This window comes from Nocardiopsis sp. CC223A (assembly GCF_030766825.1).
Lineage (GTDB): Bacteria > Actinomycetota > Actinomycetes > Streptosporangiales > Streptosporangiaceae > Nocardiopsis.
In genome coordinates this window covers 37,955-53,426 of record NZ_JASFDV010000043.1, presented here as the reverse complement: position 1 = coordinate 53,426, position 15,472 = coordinate 37,955, and the positions used below count along the sequence as shown (strand labels likewise).

The following is a 15,472-nucleotide window of genomic DNA, read 5'->3' as shown; positions in this document are numbered from 1 at the left end:
CGCCGCCAGCGGCGCCCGGCCGTCCCCGCCCTCCCGCAGGGCCTGCACGAAGGAGCCCACCACCGCGGGGGCGACCCCGTCGACCGAGTCCACCCCCGCCGCGGCCAGGTACTCCCGGTAACGGCGCAGGTCGGCGCGGTAGGCCGCCAGTGTGTTGTCGGCCAGCGCCCGCTCGGCGCTCAGGTGGTCCAGGAACGCCGCGCACACCCGCTCCACCCCGGAGGGCTCCCCCGCGCCGGTCACGGCTCGGTGGGCTCGCGCAGACCGGTGAAGCCCGTACGGGAGGCGGCGTGCGCGGCCAGGACGCCGATCACCGTCGCCCCGTTGTGCAGCCGCCCGGCCAGGACCAGCCCCACCGCCTCCTCCAGCGGCACCCACTCGGCGACCAGTCCGGCCTCCTCGTGCTCGCGCTCGAAGTCGATCTCCTCGGCCGGCACCTCCGACAGCCCGCGCGCCAGGAACACGTGGATGCGCTCGCTGGAGAAGCCGGGGCTGGGGAAGAAGTCGGCGAGCTCGTGCCAGGTGTCGGCGCGCAGCCCCGCCTCCTCCACCAGTTCGCGGCGGGCGGTGGCCAGCGGCCCCTCCCCCTCGCCGTCGATGATCCCGGCGGGCAGCTCCCACAGCGTGTGCCGGGCGGCGTGCCGGTACTGGCGCTGTAGCAGCACCCGCCCGGCGTCGTCCAGGGCCAGCGCGGCCGCCGCGCCCGGGTGCTCCATGTAGTCGCGGGCGGCCAGGCTCGTGCCGCGGCCGCCCGGGCCGGGCATCTCCACCCAGTCGGTGCGCATGCCCACCATGCGGGAGCGGAAGCGGTCCTCGGACCGCTCCACCGGCCACGACTCGGGGGCGTCCGCGATCTTCGCGTCCGCCCCCGGGTTGTCGGTTCCGGCCGGGCGGGTGTGACTCATGTGTTCTGGCCTCTCAGGCTCGTGCCCCGCCCGGCCCCACCGTCAGGACTTCTTGTTCTCCAAGGCCGCCGCGATCAGACCGCGGAACATCGGGTTGGCCTTGGTCGGCCGGGACCGCAGTTCCGGGTGCGCCTGCGTGGCGATGTAGAACGGGTGGGCGTCCCGGGGCAGTTCGACGTACTCCACCAGCTTGCCATCAGGGGAAAGCCCGGAGAACACCAGACCCGCCTCCTCCAGCTTGGGCCGGTAGGCGTTGTTGACCTCGAACCGGTGGCGGTGGCGCTCGGACACCTGCGCCCGGCCCTCGTACAGCTCCCGGGCCAGGGTGCCCTCGCCCAGGTCGGCCGGGTACAGGCCCAGCCGCATGGTGCCGCCCATGTCGCGCTCGCCCGAGACCACGTCCTCCTGGTCGGCCATGGTGGCGATGACCGGGTCGACGGCTTTGTCGTCGAACTCGGTGCTGTTGGCGCCCTCCAGGCCCAGCACGTTGCGCGCGTACTCGATGACGATCGCCTGTAGACCCAGGCAGATGCCCAGCAGCGGAATGCGGTTCTCGCGGGCGTAGCGGATGGCGCCGATCTTGCCCTCGATGCCGCGCACGCCGAACCCGCCGGGGATGAGGATGCCGTCCACACCGTCCAGCTCGGCGGCCGCACCCGAGGGGCTGGCGCAGTTGTCGCTGGCGACCCAGCGGATGTTCACCCGGGTGTCGGTGGCGAACCCGCCGGCGCGCAGCGCCTCGGAGACCGACAGGTAGGCGTCGGGCAGGTCGATGTACTTGCCGACCATGGCGATGGTGACCTCGTGGTCGGGCTGGTGCACGCGGCGCAGCAGCGAGTCCCACTCGGTCCAGTCCACGTCCCGGAACGGCATGCCCAGGCGGCGCACGACGTAGGCGTCCAGGCCCTCGCGGTGCAGGACCTTGGGGATGTCGTAGATGGACGGGGCGTCGGGGGTGGAGACCACGCCCGCCTCTTCCACGTCGCACATGAGGCTGATCTTGGACTTCAGGCTCTGGGTGATGGGCCGGTCCGAGCGGCACACGATGGCGTCGGGCTGGATGCCGATGCTGCGCAGGGCCGCGACCGAGTGCTGGGTCGGCTTGGTCTTCATCTCGCCCGAGGGGCCCAGGAACGGGATCAGCGAGACGTGCAGGAAGAAGCAGTTGTCCCGGCCGATCTCGTGCCGGATCTGGCGGACCGCCTCCAGGAACGGCTGCGACTCGATGTCGCCGACCGTGCCGCCGATCTCGGTGATGACGATGTCGACCTCGGGGTCGTCCATCGCGTAGATGCGCGACTTGATCTCGTTGGTGATGTGCGGGATGACCTGCACGGTGTCACCGAGGTAGGCGCCCTGCCGCTCCTTGGCGATGACGCTGGAGTAGATCTGCCCGGTGGTGACGTTCGCGGTCGCCGACAGCTCGGTGTCGAGGAAGCGCTCGTAGTGGCCCACGTCCAGGTCGGTCTCGGCACCGTCGTCGGTGACGAACACCTCGCCGTGCTGGAACGGGTTCATCGTACCGGGGTCCACGTTGAGGTACGGGTCGAGCTTTTGCATGGTGACCCGCAGCCCGCGCGACTTCAGGAGCCGGCCGAGGCTGGAAGCGGTGAGGCCTTTGCCGAGACTGGAGGCGACGCCGCCAGTAACGAAGAGGTGCTTGGTACTCGCGGCGGATGCCAAAGTGTTGCTCCCGTGGGTTGAGTGGCTACGGCGGGCTCGGAGTAGCCAGAGCGGCCGTGCGGCGGTCCGGTTCCGAGGCGGTGGGATCATCGCTCGGTCCGCCCGGACATCCACGGGGCACCAGGATAACAGGCCCCCGCGGAACCACATCCGCAGAACGCCGCTCCTGGGGTCACTGTTCCCACCGCGACCTGCGGTGATCCCCGGGACCACCGGCCCGCGCGCCCGTCCGGGGCGGAGTGTCGTCTGCGTCACCGGCCGGAGAACGCGCTCCCGCCGGGGTTCGCAGCACCCGCCCGCCCCCGCGCCGGGGCCCGCCGTTCGCGACGAACACCACACGCCGCCGCTCCCAGACGAACCACCCGTCACACCGCTCACACGTGTCCCGGAGGCCGCCCCGGCGGGGCGGCCTCCGCCGAACACACGGGCACCGGGACGTGAGTCGCCGCCGACCGGGCATTGCAGCCCGACGGGACGCCGACGGCCAGCCGATCCGCCGGGAGCGCGCAGGTGCCGGGAACACGGGCGTCCGCAGGACGGTGTCCCACCGAGTGGTGCGACTTCGTTCGACCCCCCTGGTCCCAGAGGTGACGACGCACCGGTCGGCGATCCGTTCTTGTTCGAACAGCCGTTGTTCCCACACCACTCGACGGGACATGACCGTCCGCGGACCGGGCATCGCGGACCGCGGGTGTTCGCAGAACCCGGGACGCCCCGCCCCCGCCGGGGGCGGGGCGTCCTGCGGGCCCCGGCCAGGAGGGGCGGCGGGGCCCGGCCGACCGTCAGGCGGGGAAGTCCCCGGCGCGGCCCAGGTAGGCCGGGGGCGCCTTGTCCAGGCGCTCGCCCGTCCAGTCGCCCAGGGCGGCGGCCGCCGACAGGCTCACGCCCGTGTGCAGTCCGCTGCGGTGCAGCAGGTACAGCAGGTCCTCGGTGGCGATGTTGCCGGTCGCGGCGGGCGCGAACGGGCAGCCCCCGAACCCGCCCACGCTGGAGTCCAGCACCCGCACCCCGGCCTCCGCCGCCGCCCAGGCGTTGGCGTACCCGGTGTTGCGGGTGTTGTGGAAGTGGCAGCGCAGCGCGCGCCCGTCGGCGACCGCGGCCACCGCCGCCACGAGTTCGGTGACCTGGCGGGGCACGCCCACGCCGATGGTGTCCGCCAGCGCGATCTCCACCGCCGAGGTGTCGGCGATGCGCCGCACCACCTCCACCACCCGCTCCGTGGACACCTCGCCGTCGAAGGGGCAGCCGAACGCCGTCGACACGGTGACGCTCAGCGGGATGCCGGTGCCCTCCAGGGCCCGGTCCATGTCGGCGAGCGCGTCGAGCATCTCGTCGACGGTGCTGCCCTGGTTGCGCACACAGAACCCGTCGGTGGCGGGCACCGCCACGTTCACCTCCGACACCGCGGCCCGGAGCGCGCGGTCCAGGCCGCGCCGGTTGAGGACCAGTCCGATGTGGGAGACGTCCGGGGCGCGCCGCACGCCCTTCATGATCTCCTCGGCCCCGGCCATCTGCGGGACCCGCGCGGGGTTGACGAAGCTGACCGCCTCGATCCGGCGCACACCCGCGTCGACGGCCCGGTCGATCATCGCGATCCGGTCCTCGACCGAGAGCACCTTCGCCTCGTTCTGGAGCCCGTCGCGCGGCCCCACCTCGACGATCTCGACGTGCTCGCCGCCCGCCGGCCCCCGGTCGTCCACGGTCATGTCCGTCCCCTCCCACGCGCCCTTGCGTTCGCGCACAGGCTAGCCCAACGGGCCGCGCGGGCCCGGCGGCGGGGTCGGGCGGGTCCGGTCAGCGCAGGGCGAGGGCGGGGCGGATCTCCCAGGTCGTCCAGACCGGGCGGTAGCCCATGCGGTGCCAGAACGGGCCCGACAGCGGGTTCATGGCCGCGTAGTTGAGCACCGAGACGCCCACCCCGTGGCTGTCCAGGGCCTGGTGGGCCTGGCCGACCAGGGCGGTGCCGATACCGCTGCCGCGTTCGGCGGCGCTGACCACCCCGTAGCCGATGTGCGCGATCGGACGCGCCTTGACCAGGGACTTGGCCCAGCGGGACCGCTCGGGCGGGGACACCCACAGCAGGCCCACGGCGCGGCCGCGCCGCTCGGCCAGCCAGATCCAGGAGCGGTCCCGCTCCAGGGCGCGGGCGGCCACCTTGCGGGTCTGCTCGGCGGTGTCGGGCTGGAGGAACACGCCGCCGAAGTGCTGCTCGTAGCGGTGCTCCTCCATGAGGAGCCCCACCACCTGGGTGAGGTCGCTGCGGTCGGCCAGGCGGATGGTGACGTCGCGCGGCGGCAGCGACGGGGGCACGCCCCGGCGGCGCTGGCGGGCGGCGAGCACGGTGTAGGGCTGAAGGCCGTGGCGCTGTAGCGGGGCGATGCCGCAGACGTCGCGGGCGGGCCAGCTCACCAGGGCGGCCGACTCCGAGCCGGTGCCGGTGGGCAGGTCCTCCAGCTGGTCGCACCAGCTGGTGAGCAAGGAGTCCAGGGCGCGGGCGGGCTCGGGGCCGCCGACGATGGGAGTCAGCCAGTGCTGGTCGGGCACACCCCAGATCCGGCCGACCTCGCCGGGCTGGTACCAGGTGTAGTGCATGGCACCCGCGGCGACCGTACGGCCGTCCTCGTCGCTGACGGTCAGCAGGGGGTAGGAATCGGCGGCGAAGCTCACCGGTTCGGGCAGCAGCGGGTCCGCGGCCGCCCAGCGCTGGGCGGCGGACCGCACCAACGGATCAAGGCCCGCATCGCCTCCGGGCGACTCATCATGTCGCACCCGTGCGACATAACCGCTCATCCACCCCTCCCCTAGCGGGTCTCACGTGTCCGCCCCCGCCGTCGTGCCGCCTCGACGACGGGCGGGACGAAACGACCGTACCGCCTCAGAGTCGGGCGGGGGAACGATACAGCCGACCGACACCGAAAGTTCACCCTCGGTGGTGGCATCCGCCCGATCCGTCGCCCCCGTCCGCGTTGACGCGGATGTGGACGCTGACCACCGTAACCGATCGAAGGTCACTCTCAGGTGGCGGGGCGGTCAATCCACCGACACGGATCCCCTTGGTGGTACGGGGTTCCGCATCCGGGACGGCGCATCGGGGGTCACTCCTGGGCGACGCCGCCCTCGGCGACGGTGGTGTTGCGGCCCTGGTTGACGATCGTGGGCTCGCCGCCCGCGAAGGAGATCGTGTTGTCCACCCCGACCAGCACGATCTTGTCGGCCGAGCCCACGTCGACGGTGGAGCCGCGGCCGGTGGCGCGGACCACCCCGCAGGACCCGTCCAGCACCACGATGGCGTCGTCGGCCGAGACCACGACCTCCCGTCCCGCGCACTCGTCGTGGATCTCCGATCCGTCGTCGACGACGATGAGCACGTCATGGGCGTCGACGTTCTCCTCGGGGATCGTGACGGCGTCGGCCCCGGGCGGCAGGTCGGGGCCCTCGACCTGCTCACGACCGAAGGCCAGACCGCACCCGGTCAGCATGGCGCCCAGCAGCACGACGCCGCCGGCGGCCATCTGGAGTCGAGCCCTCATCGTTTCCCCCACACCCGGATTCATCCGGCAATTGCGACATACATCCTGCGCAAGACCAAGATTATGTCACGCTGAGGTAACTACGCGACCCTATCGTTGCACCACCGTGCCCCCGTCGATACAGGTCCGGGCGGGAAGCCCGACGGGTCAGGGGGTTCCGGCCGCGTCCATGCCCCGCAATTCGCGCTTGAGCTCCCCGATCTCGTCCCGCAACCGGGCCGCCAGCTCGAACCGCAGGTCCGCCGCCGCCTGGTGCATCTGCGCGCTCAACTGGTCGATGAGACCCGCCAGCTCGGCCCGCGGCATGCTCGCCGCGTCCACGCCCCGCTCCCCCAGCGCCGGGACCGGGGCCTTGGCCGCCGCACCCGCGCCGCGGTACCCGCTCGCCATCAGCTCCTCGGTGTCCACGTCCTCCCGGTTCAGGGAGTCCAGGATGTCCGCGATCTGCTTGCGCAGCGGCTGCGGGTCGATCCCGTGCTCGGTGTTGTACGCCACCTGCTTGGCACGGCGCCGGTTGGTCTCCTCGATCGCCGCCCGCATCGAATCGGTGATGTTGTCGGCGTACATGTGCACCTGGCCCGCGACGTTGCGCGCCGCCCGGCCGATCGTCTGGATCAGCGACGTCTCCGACCGCAGGAAACCCTCCTTGTCCGCGTCCAGGATCGCCACCAGCGACACCTCCGGCAGGTCCAGGCCCTCCCGCAGCAGGTTGATGCCGACCAGCACGTCGAACTCGCCGACCCGCAGCTCCCGCAGCAGCTCCACCCGGCGCAGCGTGTCCACCTCGCTGTGCAGGTACCGCACCCGGATGCCCAGCTCCGCGAAGTAGTCGGTGAGGTCCTCGGCCATCTTCTTGGTGAGCGTGGTGACCAGCACCCGCTCGGACCGCTCGGCCCGCACCCGGATCTCGTGCACCAGGTCGTCGATCTGCCCCTCGGTGGGCTTGACCAGCACCTCCGGGTCCACCAGCCCGGTCGGCCGGATGACCTGCTCCACCACGTCGCCGCCGCTCTGGCGCAGCTCGTACCGGCCCGGGGTCGCCGACAGGTACACCGTCTGCCCGATCCTCCCGGTGAACTCCTCCCACTTCAGCGGCCGGTTGTCCAGCGCCGACGGCAACCGGAACCCGTGGTCCACCAGGGTCCGCTTGCGGGAGGCGTCGCCCTCGTACATCGCCCCGATCTGCGGGACCGTCACGTGCGACTCGTCCAACACCAGCAGGAAGTCGTCGGGGAAGTAGTCCAACAGCGTGTTGGGCGCACTGCCGGGCGGACGCTCGTCGAAGTGCCGCGAATAGTTCTCGATGCCCGAGCACGTCCCCAGCTGGCGGATCATCTCCAGGTCGTGGGTGGTGCGCATGCGCAGCCGCTGCGCCTCCAGCAGCTTGCCCTGGCCCTCCAGCTCCGCCAGCCGCTCGCCCAGCTCCGCCTCGATCGTCTCCACCGCCCGCGCCGTGCGCTCCTCACCGGCCACGTAGTGCGAGGCGGGGAAGATGAACATCTCCTCGCTCTCCCCCAGCACCTCGCCGGTCAGCGGATGCAGGGTGAGCAGCCGCTCGACCTCGTCACCGAACATCTCGATGCGGATCGCCAGCTCCTCGTACACCGGGATGATCTCGATCGTGTCACCGCGCACCCGGAACGTCCCCCGGGTGAACGCCACGTCGTTGCGGCTGTACTGCATGTCCACCAGGCGCCGCAGCAGGTCGTCGCGGTCCACCTCCATGCCCACCGACAGCCGCGCCATCCGGTCCACGTACTCCTGCGGCGTGCCCAGGCCGTAGATGCACGACACCGACGCCACCACGATCGTGTCCCGGCGGGTGAGCAGCGAATTGGTCGCCGAGTGGCGCAGCCGCTCCACCTCGTCGTTGATCGAGGAGTCCTTCTCGATGTAGGTGTCGCTCTGGGGGACGTACGCCTCGGGCTGGTAGTAGTCGTAGTACGACACGAAGTACTCGACGGCGTTGTTCGGCAGCATCTGCCGCAGCTCGTTGGCGAACTGCGCGGCCAGCGTCTTGTTGGGCTGCATCACCAGCGTGGGCCGCTGCAACCGCTCGACGGTCCAGGCGACCGTCGCCGTCTTACCGGTACCGGTCGCACCCAGCAGCACCGTGTGCGGGTCGCCGCCGCGCACCCGCCGGGTGATCTCCTCGATCGCCTTGGGCTGGTCACCCGCCGGCCGCATGTCCGAGACCACCTCGAACGGGTTCTCACTGCGCTTGATCTCGGTGACCGGTCGCACGTCGCCCTCATCCCCTCGTCGCCCGGGACCCGCCCCCGCGCACACGGGTCCCCGTCCACCTAACGCTACCGACCGCCCACGACATCCCGCGGCCGGAAGCGGACGCGCCACCCGGCCGCCGCCCGGCCGCCGCCGAGGACGACCGCCGCCCACAGTCCACGGAAGACCCCTGACCGGGCCGGGGCCCCGGGGTTACCATCGAAACCAGCGCACTGCGCCCCCGGAATAGAGGTGCCAGCCGTGTCCCATCCCTCTCGACCCACCTTCGATCCGACCCTGCCGCGCCGGACGCTCGCCCGCCTGCGCGCCCACCCCGAACGGCTGCTCCCGGATTCGGTCGGCCCCTCGGCACGGCTCACCTGGCGTCGCGGCGCCGCGCTCACCGCCGCCGGCGGCACCTCCCTGGCCGCGCTCGCCCTGCTCGTGCCCGGCGCGGCCACCCCGCTCATCGCCCTGCTGTGCCTGATCGTCACCGCCGCCGTCCTGGGCCTGGTCTCCGACCGGGGCTCGCTCTCCGACGACTGGGCCGACCTGCTCATGCACGGCTTCTGGGCGCTGCCGCTGTCCGCCGCCACCGTCCTGACCGGCCACCTGATCCTGGGCAACGCCCTGGAGCCCCTGGCCGCCGCCGTCCCCGGCAGCGCCTCCGCCGCCGCCCTCTACCTCGCCGTCGCCGGGGGCGGGGCCGGTGCCATCATGCGCCCCGGGATGCTGCCCCGGCTGGCCTCGGAGAACCGCCGCCGGTACGTGCTGCCCGAGGACTTCGGCCGCCCCTACAGCTACGCCACCCGGCACGAGGAGCCCGAAGCCCACCTGTTCGCCCGCCTGCAACAGGCCACCGACCGGGTCGAGGAGGGCACCCGCGTGCTGGGCGCGTCCTTCGACGCCGCCCACACCCTGCCCCTGCTCCGCGAGGAGGAATGGCGCATGTCGCAGGAACTGCTGCGGCTGCGCGCCCTGCGCCGCGAACTGGTCCAGCGCAAGCGGGAGGCGGTGTCCCAGCAGGTCACCCGGGCCCTGAAGCCGCAGGAGGAAGCGGTCGCCCGCGCCCACACCGCCCTGTCCGAACGCATCACCGTCCTGGCCGACTACGGCGAGCGAGTCCACGCCGCGGTGACCGCCCACCGGGAGTGGGAGCAGTGCCAGGCCATCGCCGACCGCGCCGCCGAGTACGCCGACCTGGCCCTGACCACCGCACGCGACGCCATGCACACCGACGAGATCGACGACAGCCTGCTCAGCGTGCGGGCCGCCCACTCGGTCCGGGAGGAACTGGTGCGCGAGGCCGTGGACGCCGGCTCCTCGCTGTCGGCGGCACTGCACCCCGAGACCGAGGACACCCGCCGCGAGCCCCTGGACATCCCCCGACCACGACAGGCCCGGTCCCCCGAGCCCACGGCCCCGGGCACCGCGGCGACGGAGGACTGAACCCGCCCGCGCCCGCCCCGCCCCGGCGGGGCGCCCTCCGCCGTGGCCGCCGCACGGCCGAAAGGGTCACCCCCGTTTCCCGGGCCCCGCCCGCGGACACCATCAGGGCACCCCTCCCGAGGCCGCCCCTTCCGGCCCCCGCCCCCGACCGCCCTCAACGCCGAGGCGGCCCATGCACACCGAACCCGCGCCCGACTCCGACGACCCCCCGCACCCCGGCTCCCCCGTACGCCACGTACACCGGGTCGCCGCCCTGCTCTGCGTCCTGGCGGCGGCGCTGCTCGCGGCCTTCCCGGACCCGAACGCCGTTCACGGCGCGGGCGTCACCCTGGCCCTCATCCTGCCCCCCTACGTCGTCGTGATCACGGTCCATCGGCGGGCCACCGACCCGACGACCGTCTCCACGGCCGCCGCCGCGGCCACCATCGCCGCCCTCGTGGTCTGCTTCCCCCCGATCCTGCTGGCGGTGCTCGGACTCAACGCCGCGGTGTCCGCACTGGCCGGCGGGGCACCGCCCGACACCGGAGCCGCGCTCGCCCTGCTGCTCACCGGCCTGGCACTGCTCGCCGCGTCCTTCCACCGGGCCCTGCGCCCGAGCGGCCCCCGCCGCCCGGCGGCCCCACACCCGCGCGGACCACGGAGAAGCCGTCGGAAGCCGACGGCCTCGGGTACCTCGTCGGCGGGCACGCCCCGGCCCGCCCCCTACCGCGAACGATCACCGCGCTCGCGGGGGCCGCCGTCGCCGTCGCGGGCCTGCACGCACTGACCCTGCCCCACGCCATGGTCCACCTGACGGCCGTGTACGGGGCCGCCCTGGCCTCCTGCCTGGTGTGGGCCAACCTGCGGTTCGACCTCGAAACCCCGCGCAGCCGCCTGCTGTTGGCGGGCGCGGTCGGATTCCTCGTCCCGCTGAGGTTGGCCCCGTACCTGCACGGCTTCGCGACCTACCTGTTCGAGCAGCTCGCACCCCGGGCCTCGGCCGCAGCGCAGGGGGACGTCGTCACCGCCGGGCTCTGCGGCACGGTCGCACTGGTCTGCTGGATCATCGCCGCCACCGGCGCCGGCGGCCTGTATCCGCGGACACCGCCGCCCCGTCCGAGGGCCCCGGAAACGACCGGCCCCACCTGACCCGGTGCGGCCCGCGGCCGCCCCTACCCCGGGCCGAGGCGAACCCGTGCGCACCCGCACCACCCCCGGCCCGGATGGTGTCCCACCGAGTGGTGTAAATTTTCCGGCCCTGTTCCCACGGATGCGCGTCAGCGGTGTCGGGCGGATCGGTGCACCGCCGCCTCCGGCGGCTTCTTCATCCCGGCCGGCGGGCCGCCGGTACGCGCTGGCCCGCCCGGCTTCGGCCGACCATCACGATGACCCGCAAGGACGCACCCGCGCGAAAATCACACCACTCCCGGGGACGTGACCCCGACCCGCCGTGCCGTGGCCGGGGACCTTCCGCCCCGTCCTCCTCCGCCAGGCGGCCGACCGCACCGCCGAGGCCGCCGGTGGCCCCGCCCGGGGACGGGGAGCACCGCCACGGCGGCCCGTGGTCAGGACGCCCGGGCCAGCAGCTCCTTCCACAGCCCCGCGACCCGCTCCGTGAGCCGCTCGCGCGAACCGGAGTTGTCCACCACCAGATCCGCCGCGGCCAGCCGGGTCTCCCGGTCGGCCTGCGCCCGGATCCGCGCCCGCACCTGCTCGGGGTCCATACCGCGCGTCTCGGAGACCCGCCGCACCCGCTCCTCGTCGGGGGTGTCGACGACCACCACCACGTCGTACAGCGACTCCAGGCCGTTCTCCACCAGCAGCGGCACGTCGTACACCACCACCGGGGCGCCGTCCGCCTCGGCACGCGCCATCAGCTCGGCGCTGCGCTCCCCCACCAGCGGGTGCACGATGGCGTTGAGCCGCGCCAGCTTCGCCTCGTCGGCGAACACGATCTCCCCCAGCCGGGCCCGGTCCAGGCCTCCGTCCGGGGCGAGCACGCCCTCCCCGAACTCCTCGACCACCGCCGCCAGGCCGGGCGTGCCCGGCTCCACCACCTCACGGGCGATGGCGTCGGCGTCGATCACCACCGCCCCGTATCCGGCCAGTTCCGCGGAGACCGCGCTCTTGCCCGAGCCGATCCCGCCTGTGAGTCCCACTTTCAGCATGCGACGACCATAGTCAACGGGGCGGCTCCGTGCCGTCCCGGCCTCCCCGCCCGGACCACCCGACCCGGCCCGGCCCGACCCGCACCCCCGTCAGCCGGGGGTGACCGCCGCCAGCTCCTTGCGCATGTGCACCATCACCAGGTGGTCGGCGACCCGCTCCCGGTGCGTCACCGCATACCCCGCACGCCGGTACAGGAGCTGGTTCTGCGCGCTCTGCGCCCCGGTGAACAGGGTCAGCGCCGCCAGGTCGGGCCGCAGGTCCCGCAGTTCCGCCTCCACCCGCTCCAGCAGTGCAGCCGCCACCCCGCGCCGCCGCCGGTCCGGGGCCACCGCCAGCCGGCCCACCACCCCGGTGGTACCGGTGACCTGCGCGCGCACCGCACCGATGACCCGGTGCCCCTCGACGGCCTTGAGCACCAGGGAGCCGGGGTCGGCCAGCAGCCGCTCCACCCGCTCCAGGGTCTCGGTCAGCGGCAGGATGAACGGGTCCCCGTAGGCCTGGGCCTCGTCGACGAACGCCGCCCGTTGCAGGGTGTGGATCTCCCCCGCGTCGGCGGAGGTGGCCGGGTGGATCTCGAACACGCCGTCTCCTCACACGCCCCGCCCGCCGGGGCACGGCACGAGACTAGTCCGATCGGCCGTGGTGCGGCGTAGTGTCGGGGACATGGTGATGAGCAAGGCGACCGATGTCGACGAGTACCTGGCCCAGGCGCCCGAGGAGCGCCGGGACGTCCTGACGGCCGTCCGGGACCTGTGCCGGAGCGAGCTCGCGGGGTTCGAGGAGGTGATGGCCCACGGCATGCCCCTCTACCGGCGGCCGGGCGCCGCGGAAGGAGAGGTCGCGTTCGCGAGCCAGCAGCGCCACATCTCGTTCTACCTGCTGCGCCGGGACGTGTGGGACGCCTTCGCCGACCGGCTCGCCGGGCACGACACGGGCAAGGGGTGCCTGCGCTTCTCCCGCCCGGAGAAGGTGGACACCGAACTGCTGAGGGACCTGCTGCGCGCCACCGCCGCCACCGACGGCCCCGTCTGCTGACCCCGGACACGGCGAAGGGCCGCCCCCACTGGGGACGGCCCTTCACTCGGCTGTCAGGTCCCGCGGACGGGACCGGCCGACCGGTTCACCGAACCGGTCAGGCCTCGCCGCCGGCGAGCTTCTCGCGCAGGGCGGCCAGGGCCTCGTCGGAGGCCAGGGCGCCGCTGGAGGCGGAGTCCGCACCGGCGCCGGAGCTCTGGGCCCCACCGGTGTAGTCCTCTTCCTCGGCCTCGGCCGGGGCGTTGGCCGCCTCGGCCTCGGCCGCGCGGGCCTCCTCGACCTGCTTGCGGTGCGCCTCGAACCGGGCCTGGGCCTCGGCGTAGCTGCGCTCCCACTCGTCGCGCTGGGCCTCGTAGCCTTCGAGCCACTCGCCGGTGTCGGCGTCGAAGCCCTCGGGGTACTTGTAGTTGCCCTGCTCGTCGTACTCGGCGGCCATGCCGTACAGGGTGGGGTCGAAGTCCACCTGGTCCGGCGAGACGCTCTCGTTGGCCTGCTTCAGCGAGAGGCTGATGCGGCGGCGGTCGAGGTCGATGTCGATGATCTTGACGAAGATCTCGGTGCCGACCTGGACGACCTGCTCCGGCACCTCGACGTGGCGCTCGGCCAGCTCGGAGATGTGGACCAGACCCTCGATGCCCTCCTCGACGCGGACGAACGCGCCGAACGGGACGAGCTTGGTGACCTTACCCGGGACGACCTGACCGATCTGGTGGGTCCGGGCGAACTGCTGCCACGGGTCCTCCTGGGTCGCCTTCAGCGACAGGGAGACGCGCTCGCGCTCCATGTCGACGTCCAGCACCTCGACGGTGACCTCCTGGCCCACCTCGACGACCTCGCTCGGGTGGTCGATGTGCTTCCAGGACAGCTCGGAGACGTGCACCAGGCCGTCGACGCCGCCCAGGTCCACGAACGCACCGAAGTTGACGATCGAGGAGACCACACCCTTGCGGATCTGGCCCTTCTGGAGGGTGTTGAGGAACGTCTGGCGGACCTCGGACTGGGTCTGCTCAAGCCAGGCGCGGCGGGACAGGACCACGTTGTTGCGGTTCTTGTCCAGCTCGATGATCTTGGCTTCGAGCTCGCGGCCGACGTACGGCTGAAGGTCGCGGACGCGGCGCATCTCGACCAGGGAGGCGGGCAGGAAGCCGCGCAGGCCGATGTCGAGGATGAGACCACCCTTGACGACCTCGATGACGGTGCCGGTGACGACGCCGTCCTCCTCCTTGATCTTCTCGATCGTGCCCCAGGCGCGCTCGTACTGGGCGCGCTTCTTGGACAGGATCAGACGGCCTTCCTTGTCCTCCTTCTGGAGGACCAGGGCCTCGACCTGGTCACCGACGGCGACGACCTCACCGGGGTCGACGTCGTGCTTGATCGAGAGTTCCCGGGACGGGATCACACCCTCGGTCTTGTAACCGATGTCGAGCAAGACCTCGTCTCGATCGACCTTCACGATGGTGCCCTCGACAATGTCACCGTCGTTGAAGTACTTGATGGTCTCGTCGATCGCCGCGAGGAAGGCTTCCTCGGACCCGATGTCGTTGACCGCTACCTGGGGTGTCGAGGTGGCCTCGGTGCTGCTCGTCATTTGTGGGTGGACTCCGGATACGGACAGATTCAGAAGATGGGCACGCCGCAGATCCGAGCCCGCCGATCCAACATCCGATGAAGGAGAGGAACGGTGCCACCGCGGAAAGGAGCCTTCCGCAGCGACCGACCGCCGGGTCCAGAAGCGTGGACCTTGGTGGTGCCGCCCCTCGGCCCCCCTGGCGGGAGACATCAGACGGCGCACGAACCCACAACGCTCCGGCCAGCATATGAGACAAGGGCTTCCTGGTCAATCGGAACCCTCGAACGCCAACCCGGCGAAGATCGCAATGGCGGCAATGTACCCGAGTGCACAGGTGAAGATCAACCGGGGGGCGCCATCACGCGTGAACTGGGTGGACACCCCTGCGCGAGAGGGATTCCGCACCCCCCGCGCGGGCCGGTGCGGTCCGTGCGGGGACGGTCACCCGGCATCACCGGGCGCCCCCCGCACCGATTTCGGTCAGTCCGACGTCGGCCGAGAGCGTGACCGTTTGATGTCCCCGCGGCGCTTCTTCGCGTCCAGCCGGCGCTGCCGGGCCGCCCGGCCGGGCCGCGTCGCCCTGCGCTCGCGCGGCGGCGGCGCGATCGCCTCCGCCAACAGCGCCGCCATCCGCTCCCGCGCCTCCGCCCGGTTGCGGACCTGGGACCGGTGCGTCTGCACCGACACCGTCAACACCCCGCCCACCAAGCGCCCCGCCAACCGCTCCAGCGCACGCTCGCGCCGGGTCCGCCCCAGCGCCGCGCACCCCGCCACGTCCAGGGACAGCGACACCCGGGTGTCGGAGGTGTTGACGTGCTGCCCGCCCGGCCCCGACGAACGGGAGAACCGCCACACCAGGGCATCGGCGGGAACGGTGACCGGACCCACGACCAGACCGCCGTCCTGCGCGGCACCCGTGCTCATGTCAC

Annotated in this window: 15 protein-coding genes; 4 read left to right on the top strand and 11 right to left on the bottom strand. The window is 72.5% G+C overall.

Annotation, left to right across the window (positions count from 1 at the left end):
• From QJS33_RS18020 to uvrB, 7 genes are all read right to left on the bottom strand, one after another.
• On the bottom strand, positions 1-243 hold a 243-nt coding region (locus tag QJS33_RS18020; RefSeq protein ID WP_306369168.1), incomplete at its 3' end, for a site-specific integrase.
• Positions 240-905: an NUDIX domain-containing protein gene (locus QJS33_RS18015; RefSeq protein ID WP_306369167.1), complete on the bottom strand. Its 666-nt coding sequence runs from the start codon at positions 903-905 to the stop codon at positions 240-242. The genes QJS33_RS18020 and QJS33_RS18015, both read right to left, overlap by 4 nt.
• Positions 906-947: 42 nt before the next feature.
• On the bottom strand, positions 948-2,588 hold the full coding sequence (locus QJS33_RS18010; RefSeq protein WP_306369166.1) for a CTP synthase: 1,641 nt from the start codon (positions 2,586-2,588) through the stop codon (positions 948-950).
• Between the two features lie 782 nt (positions 2,589-3,370).
• Positions 3,371-4,294 carry a hydroxymethylglutaryl-CoA lyase gene (locus QJS33_RS18005; protein WP_306369165.1) on the bottom strand — a complete coding sequence of 308 codons (924 nt, stop codon included), beginning with the start codon at positions 4,292-4,294 and terminating at the stop codon, positions 3,371-3,373.
• A gap of 88 nt (positions 4,295-4,382) precedes the next feature.
• A complete protein-coding gene (locus QJS33_RS18000) occupies positions 4,383-5,378 on the bottom strand; it encodes a GNAT family N-acetyltransferase (RefSeq protein WP_306369164.1) in 996 nt (331 codons plus the stop codon).
• A gap of 305 nt (positions 5,379-5,683) precedes the next feature.
• Positions 5,684-6,118, bottom strand: a complete 435-nt coding sequence (locus QJS33_RS17995; protein ID WP_306369163.1) for a DUF3060 domain-containing protein — start codon at positions 6,116-6,118, stop codon at positions 5,684-5,686.
• A gap of 147 nt (positions 6,119-6,265) precedes the next feature.
• Positions 6,266-8,362: an excinuclease ABC subunit UvrB gene (gene uvrB, locus QJS33_RS17990; protein ID WP_306369162.1), complete on the bottom strand. Its 2,097-nt coding sequence runs from the start codon at positions 8,360-8,362 to the stop codon at positions 6,266-6,268.
• A 240-nt stretch (positions 8,363-8,602) separates the two neighbouring features.
• On the opposite strand from uvrB, the gene QJS33_RS17985 reads away from it, so the two are divergent.
• The 3 genes from QJS33_RS17985 to QJS33_RS17975 all read left to right on the top strand — a co-directional run bounded on the left by QJS33_RS17985 (position 8,603) and on the right by QJS33_RS17975 (position 10,918).
• Complete coding sequence (locus QJS33_RS17985) at positions 8,603-9,790, top strand: hypothetical protein (RefSeq protein WP_306369161.1); 1,188 nt, start codon at positions 8,603-8,605, stop codon at positions 9,788-9,790.
• 172 nt (positions 9,791-9,962) lie between these two features.
• On the top strand, positions 9,963-10,556 hold the full coding sequence (locus tag QJS33_RS17980) for a hypothetical protein (protein WP_306369160.1): 594 nt from the start codon (positions 9,963-9,965) through the stop codon (positions 10,554-10,556).
• Positions 10,557-10,570: 14 nt separating this feature from the next.
• A complete protein-coding gene (locus tag QJS33_RS17975) occupies positions 10,571-10,918 on the top strand; it encodes a hypothetical protein (RefSeq protein WP_306369159.1) in 348 nt (115 codons plus the stop codon).
• A gap of 416 nt (positions 10,919-11,334) precedes the next feature.
• Here the strand turns inward: QJS33_RS17975 and coaE are convergent, their stop codons facing one another.
• Together coaE and QJS33_RS17965 are read right to left on the bottom strand one after the other, a co-directional pair.
• Complete coding sequence (gene coaE, locus QJS33_RS17970) at positions 11,335-11,937, bottom strand: dephospho-CoA kinase (protein WP_306369158.1); 603 nt, start codon at positions 11,935-11,937, stop codon at positions 11,335-11,337.
• Positions 11,938-12,027: 90 nt separating this feature from the next.
• On the bottom strand, positions 12,028-12,519 hold the full coding sequence (locus QJS33_RS17965) for a GNAT family N-acetyltransferase (RefSeq protein ID WP_306369157.1): 492 nt from the start codon (positions 12,517-12,519) through the stop codon (positions 12,028-12,030).
• A gap of 82 nt (positions 12,520-12,601) precedes the next feature.
• Between QJS33_RS17965 and QJS33_RS17960 the strand changes: the two genes are divergently transcribed.
• Positions 12,602-12,973 (top strand): iron chaperone, encoded by a 372-nt coding sequence (locus tag QJS33_RS17960; protein ID WP_306369156.1) that lies wholly within the window; start codon positions 12,602-12,604, stop codon positions 12,971-12,973.
• Positions 12,974-13,070: 97 nt separating this feature from the next.
• On the opposite strand, the gene rpsA is transcribed toward QJS33_RS17960, so the two are convergent.
• Both rpsA and arfB read right to left on the bottom strand, forming a co-directional pair.
• Entirely contained in the window at positions 13,071-14,561 is a 1,491-nt protein-coding gene (gene rpsA, locus QJS33_RS17955) for a 30S ribosomal protein S1 (protein ID WP_306369155.1), read from the bottom strand.
• A gap of 462 nt (positions 14,562-15,023) precedes the next feature.
• Positions 15,024-15,467: an alternative ribosome rescue aminoacyl-tRNA hydrolase ArfB gene (arfB, locus tag QJS33_RS17950; protein WP_306369154.1), complete on the bottom strand. Its 444-nt coding sequence runs from the start codon at positions 15,465-15,467 to the stop codon at positions 15,024-15,026.
• Positions 15,468-15,472 lie beyond the last annotated feature (5 nt).

Bases quoted from the DNA above. Each gene is read 5' to 3' on its own strand.
- QJS33_RS18015 (WP_306369167.1), bottom strand. From the start codon at position 905: ATGAGTCACACCCGCCCGGCCGGAACCGACAACCCGGGGGCGGACGCG.
- QJS33_RS18005 (WP_306369165.1), bottom strand. From the start codon at position 4,294: ATGACCGTGGACGACCGGGGGCCGGCGGGCGGCGAGCACGTCGAGATC.
- QJS33_RS18000 (WP_306369164.1), bottom strand. From the start codon at position 5,378: ATGAGCGGTTATGTCGCACGGGTGCGACATGATGAGTCGCCCGGAGGC.
- QJS33_RS17995 (WP_306369163.1), bottom strand. From the start codon at position 6,118: ATGAGGGCTCGACTCCAGATGGCCGCCGGCGGCGTCGTGCTGCTGGGC.
- QJS33_RS17980 (WP_306369160.1), top strand. From the start codon at position 9,963: ATGCACACCGAACCCGCGCCCGACTCCGACGACCCCCCGCACCCCGGC.
- QJS33_RS17975 (WP_306369159.1), top strand. From the start codon at position 10,571: ATGGTCCACCTGACGGCCGTGTACGGGGCCGCCCTGGCCTCCTGCCTG.
- coaE (WP_306369158.1), bottom strand. From the start codon at position 11,937: ATGCTGAAAGTGGGACTCACAGGCGGGATCGGCTCGGGCAAGAGCGCG.
- QJS33_RS17960 (WP_306369156.1), top strand. From the start codon at position 12,602: ATGGTGATGAGCAAGGCGACCGATGTCGACGAGTACCTGGCCCAGGCG.
- rpsA (WP_306369155.1), bottom strand. From the start codon at position 14,561: ATGACGAGCAGCACCGAGGCCACCTCGACACCCCAGGTAGCGGTCAAC.
- arfB (WP_306369154.1), bottom strand. From the start codon at position 15,467: ATGAGCACGGGTGCCGCGCAGGACGGCGGTCTGGTCGTGGGTCCGGTC.